Here is a 12,543-nt window from a genome sequence, read left to right on the forward strand (position 1 = left end):
TGGCAAGTTGCAAGAGTTCACTTTCCAGCGTCTGCCGCACACGAGCCTCAATATTCGCTATTTCTTGCAACGATTGTCCTTGAGCAAGCAACCGCTTATATTCCTCGTTAATACGTTGACGAAATGAACTAAAATAGGTTTTTTGCGTCACGGAAATATGGAAAGCAAAAAGGATTGGCTCGAAAGTTCCAGCAACGGATAGCTAGAATTATCCGACTTCCCTGGTTTCTTGCGGCAGCCAGTGATGCTCGTGCAGTCAAGGGGCAACGGGCGAATCCCTATGCGGAGAACCTCATTAAGCTCTTGCCACGGGATCAGCAAGCGCTCCTGACATTTTTAGAAGTGATCCATATGCTCAAGCCCCCTCTGGCATTCTTACAACCTCTGCTTGTGGCAAAGGTTGTCTCTTCTAGATGGAGGCGAAGCTAGGAACCATGTAACCGTCACGCCACCTATCCACAACTGCTCCACTTGCCTCCTGAGAGGGGGTGCAGTCCCCCCATAACGCTTCTGGACGAGATCGCCCCAGCACGATATCAGGCGGGTTGGACGACATCGAGAGCGGCACCGGAGGGGTCAAGAGCGTAGTTGCTCACAAGCCAGCCCGTGCCACCCATCGCTGGGTTATCTCCTTGCTTGTCCTGCGGAATCAGTAGCAGCAGCACCATCATGTGATGGGTGCGTGGCTAGTTGGTGGTTGGATCTACGTCGAACCCGTTGCTGCGAACACCTGCTGCATTGATCTTTGATTGCCAGAGCTGAAAGGACACATCGACCCAGGCGACCTGCTGCTGCCCAACAACAGCAAGTTTGACGAGCTGAGGCTGTGCATTGACGACTGATTGGATCAGTTTTCTTTGCTGAACTTTATCAAAGAGCGCGTTGTTGATGACCCGAACATCGTTCTGTGTGAAGCGTGCCCTGGCATTGGACGTCAAGACAAAGGTTGCTGCTGTGAAGGTCCCGCCGTGCGCAGCACGGGTGCCAGTGCTACAAAAGTTCAGGGACATCTCTCGGTCGGTAAAGGCGACGGCTGTTCGTTCGCCGAAGAGTACGTCGCCAGCAGTGAGGCCAGCATCTGCCCAGCCCGTAGGAAGCTGTTGGGGAATCCAGGTGCCAGTTCCATCAGTATTCTGCCCCGCCGTGGTGCCCGTTTCCTGGGTGGTCGTCGGTACATTTTTCTTCACCAGGGTCGGTTGAGTCCTGGGGGAGGAGGGGTCTGCCCCGTTGCCTGACCAGTTGGCGCATTCGTCGGGTGAGCTGGGAGCGTTGGCGCAGAGGTCTGTGCAAAGGCCATCGTACCCGTGAGGATGACAATCACGATCACCGCGGCGAGGATGAGAACACGAAGCAAAGGGAATTGTCGGGTGCTCTGCTGGGCTGGGGGAGGTGTGGGCGTCGGAGCAAACTTCCCACTTCCCGCGTGCAGAGGCGGCATCTCTTCGGACATTTGAAAGGGCATTGCCAGGGGCGAACCGAGAAGATCTGCATCATCCTCTTCCAGCAAAAGATCATCTTGAAAGTAGAAAACGTTCTGGCTGCTGTCAGCTGACTGCTGAACGGGAGGTGCAGCGACCGTTCCCGATTGAGTGGGGACGGCAATACACTGCGTCCCGGTAATGTTGATGCGCGGAAGATGCAGTTCACCACTCAAATCTTGCTTGGACCCCTGCTCAAGCTCCGGCTCCTGCTGCTGTGTATCCATCTGTGATCCTTTCTTCTAGAGGCTATCTCTTGGACGAGGGTGGAAGCACACAGTCTTATCGTGTGCTCTCAATCCTGCTTCGAGGAGAAGTGTAGTCGGCAAAGTCGGGTAATAGTTGGATGAAAGGCGGGAAGGAAACGGGAAGAAGACGGGAAAAAGCTGAAACTTCTTCTAAAATTGAGTACAATGGGATTGATAAAAAATGATGAGGGTTCGTTTATCCAGTTTTTTGCTTCTCAGGCATATAGGGTAGGAAACTGTGGAGAGCTCAGCTTTATTCTGGTACAATGACTCTGAGGATGTGCTTGAAAGGGAAGCTGCAGAGCACATTCGTCACACACATGGACTACGGGAGAAGATGGGAGATCCTCTGCCATGAGGACGTGCTTACCTACCTGTCTTCTCCTATGGTGAAAGGGCAGACATGAACGAATTATCTGCGTGGCGTGTCTACCTGAATGATCTGGTAGGCTGCATGAGTAAGGAAGAAAAGAAGCGTCTGTACGATGCGGTGAAAGTTACGAGAACGACGATGCTGAGATGGCGAACAGGTGAAAATACACCGGACACACCTACGCGATGCGCAACGAGGTTGAGGATAGCTAGCGGGCTAGCGTAAAATGTGCCTCCTTTGAGGGAAGAAAGCAATTCGTTCCCAACAAGGAGGTCCACATGAATAGTATCACCGACGCATCTGTGATCATCTAGTCCTCTTTGCAGGAGGTTCCTCGCCCGCCAGTCTGGTTCGGAGAGGTGGTCTTGATCGCCACGCACCTGCGCCAGCAGGGAGTTTTGTCCCAGTTCTGTGAGCGAGTCCGATTTGCTCGCCCTCGCTTTGGTCGGTATGAGGTGCTTGATTTTCTCGCCGTGCTGATCGCGCTACGCGATCAGCGGCGAACGCACCCTGGAAGCGTTCTACGACACCCTCAAACCCTTTGCCAGCTCCTTCATGGCGCTCTTTGAGCGCGACCAGCTCCCCTCACGCTCTGCTCTCGCGCGCTTTTTGGCAGCCCTGATCCAGCAGGTCGTCGAAGCGCTGCACATTCTGTTTCTGGAAGATGGGCTTTCCCGACCGCTGTGCCCAGACGAGCAAGAAGCCGGGCTGCTGGATCGGCAGGGCCAGCACTGGATGGTCTTTGATGTGGACGGGACGCGGGAAGCCGCCAGACAGCGGGCCGAACCTCCGACCGATGATCTGCCTCCCCCGCACCGTCGGCTCGACGGGGTGTGTGCTCCTGGGTACACGGGACGCAAACGAGGGGAAGTTGTTAGCACCCGGACAACTGTGAGTCAAGCCCATAGTTTCCAGTGGCTCGGCTCGTTCGGCAACCGTGGGAATGGGCGCTATCGCGAGGAACTGCGCCAGGCATGTACCTCCATTGAGGCGTGTCTGGCAGCGAAGCACTTCCCACGCGAGCGCGCTCTGCTCCACCTGGATGGACAATATGGGACAGGAGCCGTGCTCGCCGATGTAGCCAATTTCTCCTTTGTCACATGTGGCGAAGACTACGCCGTGCTGAACCAGCCGGAAATCCAGGCGTGCTTGCACTTACCCGCCGATCACTCGTTCGCTCGACCCGAAAGCGCGCTGGTGCGTCAACTCTACGATGCCCGAATGTGGCGGTGGGACCGGCGGGAGTGCGCTGCCGTGTGGTTGTAGCGACGCATCCGAAAGGGGCGACGAAGTGCCGGATCGGCCTCGTCGGCAAGGGGATCGTCTACGAAGTGTTCCTGACCAACTTGCCTCGTGAGGCATTCACCGCCGCCGATGTCCTGGCGCTCTACCTACATCGGGGAGCGTTTGAGCCAACATTGGCTGACGAAGACCGGGAGCTTGGCCCCGATCGCTGGTGTAGCCACTCCGCCTCTTGACAGGAAGCCTGGCAGTGCGTGGCCCGATGGGTCTGGAACTTGAGGCTCGAACTGGGTCATCACCTCAAACCCGAGCCGGTGCGCACGACGGAATTTGCTCCCGCTCTCGCTACGTTCCAATCGGAGCAGGTACCGGCTTCGGGCTACGAGCCTCCTGTCATCGGAAAAGCCTGGAAAGCTGGGCGCTACTCCGGCGGGGACTTTACGCTCCAAACCGATGGAACTGTGGGTTGCCCGGAAGGCAAGAAGCTCTTCCACCAAGAATGTCGGCAGGAACGGGACGGCAGCCTGCGAATGGTCTACGAGGCCCAGATTGCCGACTGTCGCGCCTGTGAGCAGCGCCCGCAGGGCCAGTGGCACGGGCAAGAGAATCAGCATCCGCGCCGGGTCAGCGTGCTGTTGCATCCTCGTCTGGGTGGGTCGGCACCGCTGCTCTGGTGCGACTGGCCTCGTCGGCAACAGAGGCGGGCCTGCATCCAGGTGCTACGCCATCAACACCTGAGTGTCACCGAATCTGCCGTGCTCCCAGCCTAGCACGAAGAGCCGCCTGCGGTGCTCACCCGGAACCAGCGGGCGCACTCCCGTCTGAACTGGAACGAACGACTCGCACGCAACGCCCGTACCAGCACTGCTGGTCAACTCACGTTCAAACTGTTCGGCCTTCCCGAAGCCTTTGCGAGCTGGCTTGGCCTGACGAGTGGGGAGAACGCACACGATCAGGACTCGCCTGATGGCGTCAGCACGGGGGCCTTCTTGCAAGACATTGCTCAGGCGGGTACAATGGAGTCACGTGAGAAGGTCGTTCACCACCCATTCAGGAGAGAGAGCATGCGTGAGAAACGCCCCGTTGATGTCGCTGCCTACGAAAAACGCGTGAAAGAAGGGTCCTGTTTTCTCTGTGAACTCGTGGCTGGCACCAATCCTCACCATCTGATTTATGAGGATCAGAGCGCCATTGTGTTCTTGAACAAATACCCCGTGCTCTACGGCTACACCCTGGTTGCTCCACGAGAACACCGCGAACAGGCCACCGGGGACTTTACCCTGGAGGAATACCTGCGGCTTCAGCAACTCATTTATCAGGTGGCTGAAGCGATCAGGCAAGTCGTTCCAACGGAACGGCTCTACATTCTGACGCTTGGCAGTCAGCAAGGCAATTGTCATGTCCACTGGCACCTTGCTCCCTTGCCTCCAGGCGTTCCCTATGAACACCAGCAAACCGCCGCCCTCGACCTCTCCAAAGGGGTACTCGCCGTTGCAGACGAGGAAATGGCCTCCCTGGCTCGCTCCATTCGTCAGGCAATGGAACGACTCCGTCCTTCCTCATCTCCCTCGAACTGAGTCCTCTCTTTCACATCGCGTTCTGGGGTTTCCTTGTCCAATTACATAAGTTTAGCTCGTTGCGCATCGCGTGGGCACTATGAGCTTCCATAATCTCTTGCAAAAGAGAATCATGGCGAGCAACGGCTCTGCGCATTGCTTCGGGATAACGTTCCCAGCGAACTGTACTCCCCTCAATATCTGTAAACAGAAATGTGAGGGTTCCAATTGGAAGTGTAAGCATTTTCATAAAAACCCCTTGATTTTGATCCTATCCATCTCACAGCTCACTTTTTCCCCGATTTACTATGGTGTATACAAACAAGCCCGCAAAGAGAAATGCTATTCCGGTACCTACATCAATCGTGTCTATAGGCCCAAATATTGTACTCAGCATTTGAGCATGCAGATACGTAAGAGATACACTTGCTAGATGCAACTGTTCAGAATTGACCTACGAGGTTTGCAAATCCCGTTTTTGAAGTGCCGGTTGTAACGCTGTACTCGTTATCAAACCGCTCATCTACTGGTGTTATCCATCAACTTTCAGACCGCGCAAGTTGATCATGCCATAGATTCCGGCAAGCGTGAAAATCGTACCCAAACCGAGGTAAATGGTGTCATAGGTGGTAAAAGTGACACCAAGAGTCGTCAGATGCAGGCCAGCCAGCAACGTACCCAGCAAGCCAGAGAGCGAGATCGAAAGCAGCATGCCGATTGTTTGCGCTGTACTAAAAACACTCATGACACGGCCCATGAGGTCTTGAGGGATGATATGCATGAGGATTGGCCCTACGCTGGTACTCAAGGTCCCAAGAGGGAGACCGGCCAGGAAGAGGATAATCAGCGCTGGCCAGAGGATCGTTTGACGAGCGAAGAGTAAAAGGATGATGCCGAGCAACAAGGGGCTCAGCCAAAAGAGGCGTACTGAGCTCATGCGTTTGATGAGATACCCTGCTGAAAGTGCTCCGATCACTGAACCCGCCCCAATAGCCATGGGAGTACTTCATACCAGCTTGTGGGTGCATGGAGATTTTTCTGAAAAAAGAAGATCAAGAGGGCATCGAGGCCACCAGAGCCAAGCACAAAAATGAAGAGCGAAAAAGAACGGTCAGCATGATACGGCTTTCTTTGTAGAATACCAAGCCTTCTTGCATTTCTCCCCAGAAATTTTTGACAGCTGCATTTTTGCTGGCCGTTTTTTCCAGCATAGGGGTCCTGACCTGAAAGATCAAGCCCCAAGAGATCAGAAAAGAAAGTGCATTGATAAGAATGGCCCATTGGATGCCGAAGGCAAAGATGAGAGGCGCTCCCAAAAATGGTCCGATAATTTTGAGCAAGTTACTGGTTGTTTGCTCACGGGCTGCCGCCTGTCCTCGTTGATTTTCTGGGAGGATCTGTGAGCTTGCCCCGGTTTCGTAGAGTCTCCAGAGGTGTGAGATGAGGACGATGAAAAACGTTTTTACGTATAACGTACGTTGACGTTTGTATGCTAACAGAAAAACTTCTCTACGTCAAACGTAACGTAACGTTTATTCATTCCCCATACTTTCATAATCGAGTGGACTCACGTATCCAAGAGTAGAATGACGACGAACCCGATTGTAATACACTTCCATAGAGGGAAAAAGTGCTCATCGTGCTTCATCGTGAGATGAGGAGATTGCGCTTCCTACACACTCATCTTTCAATGTCCCAAAAAAGCTTTCCATGACGGAATTATCCCAACAATTGCCTTTGCGTGACATACTGGCGATAATTTTTGACTGCTCTAAGCATGACTGATAGGCAGGTGAAGTCTATTGACTCCCCTATCACTGTGATGCAACAGCCCAGAAACAGCTACTATCTCACTGTGTCGGTACTCGATGGCAATCTAAACAGGCTGGTTATAATCAGCCATGGGGTCGAGGAACATCCTTGCTTCCAATATCTACAAGATTTTTGAGAACTATACTGTTCAGCTTTTGGGCTGTCGATATTCTCCATATAAATATTGTGGATGTTGGTGGGATAGGTGGATATGCTCTATTCCTTGAGGCAGGGCGGAATCCAAAGCATCCTGAGCATCAGCGTCTGCGCCAGTGAACAGGCACCTATTACGATCCTGAGATCTTTTCTGTGTAACAGGCCAACTCAGCGCTGGCGATTCTGGAGTGATGAAGTCTCTCATACGCATTGAAGCAATATCTGTTGGCGGAGCGTGGCATACCTTGCTCTGGAATGAGGCAGCAGCGCGTTTGTCGTTACTGTCGGATTATTGAGTATATCCGTTGCAAGCAGACCGACAAGACACCATCAAGCTGGCACAGAGAGCAAATGAAACAGAGCGAGGAACCGTTTTTGCTGTTCACAATGAAGAGTCTATGAAAGGACAAAAGCGTTCTCTCGTCCCTGGCTTTTTGGAGAGCGTTTATGTGCAGCATTTTTGTTGCTCCTGGCACGGTTCAGGTTTACTCATCCGTGCCAGAAAAGGTTTCTCCTGGCTTGACAGGTACAGGCGTGAGTGGCAGAATAGATGCGACATTTCCCCAGTTTGGCGGAAGAGGAAAAAGGAAGCATGGTACTGTCTGGGACGATTACCCTGGCTAGCTTGACGGTTTTTTGAGCTATTATTACCCTATCTCTCGCATCAGAAGAGACTCATGCTCCTTTGATTGTGGAGGTTTACTGAAAGGTGCTGGCTGTGGTCTGGGCCCCAACACACACAACTTACTGGCGAGCAGAAGGTCCTTACTTGCCAACATTGGCATCAAAAACCGCACTGGTAGAAGAAACCCGGCTCTTTCTTCTGACCTATGAGCGCCTCTCCAATATGGAGATGGCGCTTCAAGCGCTGCTTAATGAGGTCCTTGCGCAGCGTTCCCGTCGCACGCGCACCACTATAGTTGCTATTATTCGATCCCGATTGTTGCGCTGGAACGCGCCGACATGGGTCTTACAGAATCTCATGGCATTTGCACAGGAGAGCCATCTTGATGCCTTACGTGCAGCGCTCCTCCTGCATATTGCACGTCAGGATCATCTCTTATATGATTTTGTGCAGCAGGTGATTGTACCGCGTCGGCAGCGAGGGGAATTCAGGATCTTCATTTCCGATGTGCAGACATTTTTTGATACGGCGCAAAAAGAGCACCCTGAGGTGGGACATTGGAGCTTTGAGACGCGCCTGCGCCTCTCGCGTGGGATGCTGGCGACGTTGCGCGATTGTGGTTTGCTCAAAGGTGCCGTGCAGAAGCACATCACCTTTCCGTTTATTCCTGAGCAGGTAGTGACGCATTTGATCCGGCTATTGCAAGCCGAAGGGGTGACACAGGAACAGATGGCGACCCATCCTGACTGGAATCTCTGGCTCTGGAGTCCAGCCCAGGCGAAGGCGGCTATCGAGCGCTTTTTCCACGAGGAGCAAGGAGTATGACCGAAGATCTCTCGCAGCGGTTTGAGTATCTCGTCGAGCGGCTGCGCTCGGCCTATGGTAGCATTGGACATAGTAGCGGGCGCCCCTATATCTATTTTGTGTATCCTCCCAAGCTCGAAAGCCAGGTCAGTCAGATGGCACGCTACTATCTGAGCACGGACATGCACTTGCAGGTGTACCATCTCGACTTTCTGCGGCTTGCCATCGACAGTCTCGCCGGACAGGAAGAGCAACGCGAGCAGCTTCTGAACGATCCGAGAAAAACCAATAGCGCGATTGGTATTGTACGCCTGTGGGCACGCCGTACCCTTGCTGTCATCAAAGAGTATCTGGAACCATTGGAGCAAGATGTGCGTCCCGTCATCGTCTTGCATGGACTCTCGGCCTTGCATCCGTTAGCGAATCCGACCTCGTTTATCGAGTTCCTTGCCGAGCAAGAACCGCGTCATCCTAAAACCGGGATCATCGTGCCGATAGTGCTCCTCATTCCTGGTATGCGCCCAGCTCAAAGTAGTCACGTTTACCTTTTTCTCGGTCAGGATCATCTGCGTTTCAACTTTTATAGGGGAGAAGAGATCTGATGCAGATCCGTGACATCTTTACGACAAAAATTCAAGAGCGCATCGAACCTGTGGTGAAAGTGGCTGATCGCCGCCCGGCGATTGTGCTTGATGAACTCAAAAATCTTATTGTGACTCCGCAATGGGAGCGTTGCCTCCATCAGATCCTCCAGGAATATTCTGATGCCTTTGATAACGAAGACGAACAGGACGTAGGTATCTGGATTAGTGGGTTCTTTGGCTCTGGGAAATCGCTCCTGATGAAAGAACTGGGCCTCTTACTGGAAGGGGGCGAGTTGCTGGGGCAGTCCGTGCATGATGTCTTTCTCAGTCGGCTGCACCATAACAGCGAACTACGGTCCGATATCGAGCGTTTTCTCGCGCATTGCCAGCAGCGCATCAGTTGCTCGGCAATTGGGGGCAATATCCACGCACAGCTCACCGACACGGATGAGACCCTGACCTTGCTGGCTTTTCGACTCTTTGCCAGAGCGCATGGCTATACCCATATTTGGCCGTTTGCCTGGGCAATAGAATACCAACTCGAAGAAAAAGGGCTTCTGGAGGAATTCCGTAGCAGGGCCTGCGAGTTGTGCCAGAATGAATGGGAAGAGATTGCCGAGGATGCCGCCTTCTACAGCCCTCAATTGTATGAGGCTGCGACGGCAGTGTTACCGGAACATTTCCGCAATGTAAGTGAGGTAGAGTTGGCGACGGAGAATGCGCAACGTCATGGGATTTCATCCGATATGCTGATTACGCGCCTGCGACGCTGGTGTGAAAGGCAGGATCACGCAGGCCGTCGCCACAAAGTCCTACTGCAATTCGATGAGCTTGGGCAATGGATGCAGAGCGGCCTCAATATGACGAACCGCATCATGCAAACCCAGGCGCTTATTGAATCCGCTTCGACGCTGGGCTGTGGGCGTGTCTGGATCGCGGTGACAGCTCATGGCGATATCCAGGCACTCAAACAGAGCATCCAGCAAGAGCACTATGCCAAGATTAACCAGCGTTTTGCGCTCAAATGCAAACTCTCTAATGATGATATCAATGCCGTGGTGCAGGAGCGTCTGTTGGACAAAACCATTCCTGCTGGTAGCAGACTCCGCACACTCTTCCAGCAGCACAGTGGCGAGATCACCGATCTGGGTTTGCTCAAAGAAACGCAGCGCAATTATCCTGCGCCCGATGAGGAGAACTTTGCCGACTTCTACCCCTATCTTCCCTGGACGGTTGCAGTGATCCCAGATGTGACCAAAGGAATTGCGCATGCGGCAGGACGCGGCGAGGAATTGACCGGTGCCAATCGCACGATGATCAGCGTGGTACAGGGAGGAATTCTTGATGTACCTAATCTGCTTTACAGTGGGATTGGGCACCTGGTCTGCCTGGCCGATCTCTATCCCCAATTTGATCCTGATGTTCCGCTCGAAACGCGCACGGATCTGCGGCGACTCTTCCAGACACTGTCTGGAAGAGACGACTTTACGACAAGGGTAGCGCATGCGCTCTATTTGCTAGGGCAGGCCACCTATATTTCCTGCACATTAGATAATGTAACCCGCGCGTTGATCACCTCGATAAATGAGGATGTGGCAAGTCTGCGCTCACGCGTGAGGATCGAGTTGGATTGTCTGGTGAACGCCGGGTATGCCAAGCAAGTCGGCAACAATTATGTCTTCCTCAGTATGCAGCAGCGCAGCTTTCAAGAAAAAGTGCTGGCCCGGCAGGGAGAATTGCTCAATCACGTTAGCGATCTGATCATGAAGCTGCAAGAGTTTCAAGGGGATAATGCGCTGCGCTTTGACCGGGTGCCTATCAGTGGGCGAGAGAAATTGTTGCGGCTGACGCTGGATGAAAAAGTCGTGCGTAACCCTGCCGAACCGGTGACTGTCAAAGTCTATAGCCCGCTCCAGCGCCTGATCTCTCCTGAAATGAATAATGATGAGGAGATGAAACAGCGTTCGATTCAGGAGCCCAATAGCTTCATCTTGCGCATGGACCACGCTTCGGAACTGAGGCGAGTGCTGGCCCAGAAAGTGGCAACCGAAGAGGTGACGGAGGCTGTGCTCGCTAATGGGCCAGATAATAACCCCGAATACGAGGTGGCGAGACAGGCCGGTCATGATGTGATGCTCTTCAGGCAAGCCATTAGCTATGATCTTGACAGAGCGGTGAGAAATGGTGTGGTCTTCTTCCGTGGTACGAAGTACTATCCAGAGGGAGAGAATGCCAGCCTGGCAATGCGCAGTCTCCTGGGTCAACTATTACCAGAGATCTATTCGCGTTTTAGTGAACTGCCGTATCGGCTTGCCGATGATACACGTACGGTCAGGGATGCACTCAAGCATGTCACGACCAATCGTGATTTAGAGCAGCTCAAGGTCTACAAAGCCGATGGGATGCTCAACGATGGGAATCCACTCATCAGTACGCTCCGCTCACGTATCCCGCAGGAAGGGGATGATCTGGGGATCATTGGTGCCGATCAGCTTCGCCAGGAGCTTGAACACCCGCCCTTTGGGTGGGATAGCGGTTGGGTGAAGGTTGGATTGGCCCTGCTGCTGCGTACTTCTGCCTGTCGCCTGATCGAGAAGAGTCAGTACTACAGTGATCCTGACAATACAGAAGTGCTCCAGATGCTCACCAAAGATCAGCGCTTTCGAGCTGTGCGCGTACAGAGCATCAAAACGGATATCAGCATCAAGGAACAGCAGCAGATCCGCTCTCATATCGAGACGATTTTTCATGTCAAGCCGCCTCTTGTGCTTGCTCCTCTTAATGAAGCGCTCAAGGAGCAGCTTCAGAAGCTTGATGTGCAAGCACAAGAGCTAGAGAACTGGGCCAGAACGGCAAACTGTTATCTACCGCAGTCATTTGAGGCCGGAAAAAGCCTGCTCATGGATATCCTGGCAAGTCATGATCCCAACACGCGCTTGCCCTACTTCCTGCGTGAATGGGAAAAGGTGCTAGAGATGGTGAAACTGGTGCAAGAACTCACTCGCTTCAAGGAGGAGCACGGAAAGAGCTATGTCGAAGTGCGCGACTTCTACAACATGATGTACAATGTCGAGCAACCACCGGAAGAGGTCAGTGTGTTCCTGGAAAGTTGGCGCACGCTGACCAGCGATCGTACCATTACCGAGGCCCGGCGCTGGGAAGAATTGATGCGGGTCTATCAGACGGCGCAGCAGGCGTTGACAAATTACATCCAGCGCCTACAACAAGAGGCGCGGGAAGAACTTTTGGTCTTGGAGCAGACGCTTCCGCAGAAAGTGGCAGAGGCCAGTATTCCTGAAGCGGAGCAAGAGACAACGATTGCCGACCTGCAAGCGGTGCTGCGGCCAGCTAGGGAAAGGATCGAGAAGACTTTCCCCAGCATCAGCGAAGCCAGGGCCATGAAAAATACGCTGTTCAATAGTTGGGCGGCGTTGCTAAGAGAGGTCAAGGAAGTCCAGGCTCGCTGTCAATCATCTGGAGATGCGATGCCTTCGCAGGAGATCCGTTTGACCTGGAGTGCGCTGCTGGGGAAGCAGCATATCAGCACGCCCGATGATCTCAAACAGGTGGTCGAATCGTTGCAACGCGCGGTCTATCGTGAGCTGGAACAGCACCACCATGTGATTATTGAATAGCTGACACTTCAACTGGGAAAGCGTGAGCAA

The 12,543-nt window shown here is 53.3% G+C and carries 14 protein-coding genes and 1 pseudogene; 9 read left to right on the top strand and 6 right to left on the bottom strand.

What is annotated here, in order from left to right:
* Positions 1-174: 174 nt before the first annotated feature.
* Entirely contained in the window at positions 175-429 is a 255-nt protein-coding gene (locus EPA93_RS45270) for a hypothetical protein (protein WP_129893866.1), read from the top strand.
* 257 nt (positions 430-686) lie between these two features.
* Here EPA93_RS45270 and EPA93_RS45275 read toward each other — a convergent pair whose 3' ends face one another.
* Both EPA93_RS45275 and EPA93_RS45280 read right to left on the bottom strand, forming a co-directional pair.
* A complete protein-coding gene (locus EPA93_RS45275) occupies positions 687-1,187 on the bottom strand; it encodes a hypothetical protein (protein WP_129893867.1) in 501 nt (166 codons plus the stop codon).
* A complete protein-coding gene (locus EPA93_RS45280; RefSeq protein ID WP_129893868.1) occupies positions 1,184-1,705 on the bottom strand; it encodes a hypothetical protein in 522 nt (173 codons plus the stop codon). Before EPA93_RS45280 ends, EPA93_RS45275 begins: the two co-directional genes overlap by 4 nt.
* 949 nt (positions 1,706-2,654) lie before the next feature.
* On the opposite strand from EPA93_RS45280, the gene EPA93_RS50135 reads away from it, so the two are divergent.
* The 4 genes from EPA93_RS50135 (at position 2,655) to EPA93_RS45290 (ending at position 4,918) form a co-directional block, all read left to right on the top strand.
* Positions 2,655-3,365 carry a hypothetical protein gene (locus EPA93_RS50135; RefSeq protein WP_242527265.1) on the top strand — a complete coding sequence of 237 codons (711 nt, stop codon included), beginning with the start codon at positions 2,655-2,657 and terminating at the stop codon, positions 3,363-3,365.
* A 65-nt stretch (positions 3,366-3,430) separates the two neighbouring features.
* Complete coding sequence (locus EPA93_RS50140; RefSeq protein WP_242527266.1) at positions 3,431-3,577, top strand: hypothetical protein; 147 nt, start codon at positions 3,431-3,433, stop codon at positions 3,575-3,577.
* A gap of 18 nt (positions 3,578-3,595) precedes the next feature.
* Positions 3,596-4,111: a hypothetical protein gene (locus EPA93_RS50145; RefSeq protein WP_242527267.1), complete on the top strand. Its 516-nt coding sequence runs from the start codon at positions 3,596-3,598 to the stop codon at positions 4,109-4,111.
* Positions 4,112-4,129: 18 nt separating this feature from the next.
* Entirely contained in the window at positions 4,130-4,918 is a 789-nt protein-coding gene (locus tag EPA93_RS45290; protein ID WP_242527268.1) for an HIT family protein, read from the top strand.
* A gap of 10 nt (positions 4,919-4,928) precedes the next feature.
* On the opposite strand, the gene EPA93_RS45295 is transcribed toward EPA93_RS45290, so the two are convergent.
* The 4 genes and pseudogenes from EPA93_RS45295 to EPA93_RS51250 form a co-directional block, all read right to left on the bottom strand.
* Positions 4,929-5,141, bottom strand: a complete 213-nt coding sequence (locus EPA93_RS45295; protein WP_129893869.1) for a nucleotidyl cyclase domain-containing protein — start codon at positions 5,139-5,141, stop codon at positions 4,929-4,931.
* Between the two features lie 288 nt (positions 5,142-5,429).
* Positions 5,430-5,894, bottom strand: a complete 465-nt coding sequence (locus tag EPA93_RS45300; RefSeq protein WP_129893870.1) for an MFS transporter — start codon at positions 5,892-5,894, stop codon at positions 5,430-5,432.
* A 55-nt stretch (positions 5,895-5,949) separates the two neighbouring features.
* Positions 5,950-6,396 carry an MFS transporter gene (locus tag EPA93_RS50150; protein ID WP_129893871.1) on the bottom strand — a complete coding sequence of 149 codons (447 nt, stop codon included), beginning with the start codon at positions 6,394-6,396 and terminating at the stop codon, positions 5,950-5,952.
* Positions 6,397-6,429: 33 nt separating this feature from the next.
* Positions 6,430-6,719, bottom strand: a pseudogene (locus tag EPA93_RS51250) (integrase core domain-containing protein); the annotation flags it as partial.
* A gap of 593 nt (positions 6,720-7,312) precedes the next feature.
* Between EPA93_RS51250 and EPA93_RS48870 the strand changes: the two are divergent.
* The 4 genes from EPA93_RS48870 (at position 7,313) to brxC (ending at position 12,513) form a co-directional block, all read left to right on the top strand.
* The gene (locus tag EPA93_RS48870) at positions 7,313-7,489 is read left to right on the top strand and encodes a hypothetical protein (protein WP_165423820.1); all 177 of its coding nucleotides are present in this window, start codon (positions 7,313-7,315) and stop codon (positions 7,487-7,489) included.
* A 145-nt stretch (positions 7,490-7,634) separates the two neighbouring features.
* Positions 7,635-8,315, top strand: coding sequence for a BrxA family protein (locus tag EPA93_RS45320; protein WP_165423821.1), 681 nt, complete (start codon positions 7,635-7,637; stop codon positions 8,313-8,315).
* Positions 8,312-8,896, top strand: a complete 585-nt coding sequence (locus EPA93_RS45325) for a hypothetical protein (RefSeq protein WP_129893874.1) — start codon at positions 8,312-8,314, stop codon at positions 8,894-8,896. The genes EPA93_RS45320 and EPA93_RS45325 overlap by 4 nt, the downstream gene beginning before the upstream one ends.
* Positions 8,896-12,513, top strand: a complete 3,618-nt coding sequence (brxC, locus tag EPA93_RS45330; RefSeq protein WP_129893875.1) for a BREX system P-loop protein BrxC — start codon at positions 8,896-8,898, stop codon at positions 12,511-12,513. The genes EPA93_RS45325 and brxC overlap by 1 nt, the downstream gene beginning before the upstream one ends.
* Positions 12,514-12,543: the final 30 nt, after the last annotated feature.

The organism is Ktedonosporobacter rubrisoli, assembly GCF_004208415.1.
GTDB lineage: Bacteria > Chloroflexota > Ktedonobacteria > Ktedonobacterales > Ktedonobacteraceae > Ktedonosporobacter > Ktedonosporobacter rubrisoli.

Bases quoted from the DNA above. Each gene is read 5' to 3' on its own strand.
- EPA93_RS45300 (WP_129893870.1), bottom strand. From the start codon at position 5,894: ATGGCTATTGGGGCGGGTTCAGTGATCGGAGCACTTTCAGCAGGGTAT.
- EPA93_RS48870 (WP_165423820.1), top strand. From the start codon at position 7,313: ATGTGCAGCATTTTTGTTGCTCCTGGCACGGTTCAGGTTTACTCATCC.
- EPA93_RS45325 (WP_129893874.1), top strand. From the start codon at position 8,312: ATGACCGAAGATCTCTCGCAGCGGTTTGAGTATCTCGTCGAGCGGCTG.
- EPA93_RS50135 (WP_242527265.1), top strand. From the start codon at position 2,655: ATGGCGCTCTTTGAGCGCGACCAGCTCCCCTCACGCTCTGCTCTCGCG.
- brxC (WP_129893875.1), top strand. From the start codon at position 8,896: ATGCAGATCCGTGACATCTTTACGACAAAAATTCAAGAGCGCATCGAA.
- EPA93_RS45295 (WP_129893869.1), bottom strand. From the start codon at position 5,141: ATGCTTACACTTCCAATTGGAACCCTCACATTTCTGTTTACAGATATT.
- EPA93_RS45280 (WP_129893868.1), bottom strand. From the start codon at position 1,705: ATGGATACACAGCAGCAGGAGCCGGAGCTTGAGCAGGGGTCCAAGCAA.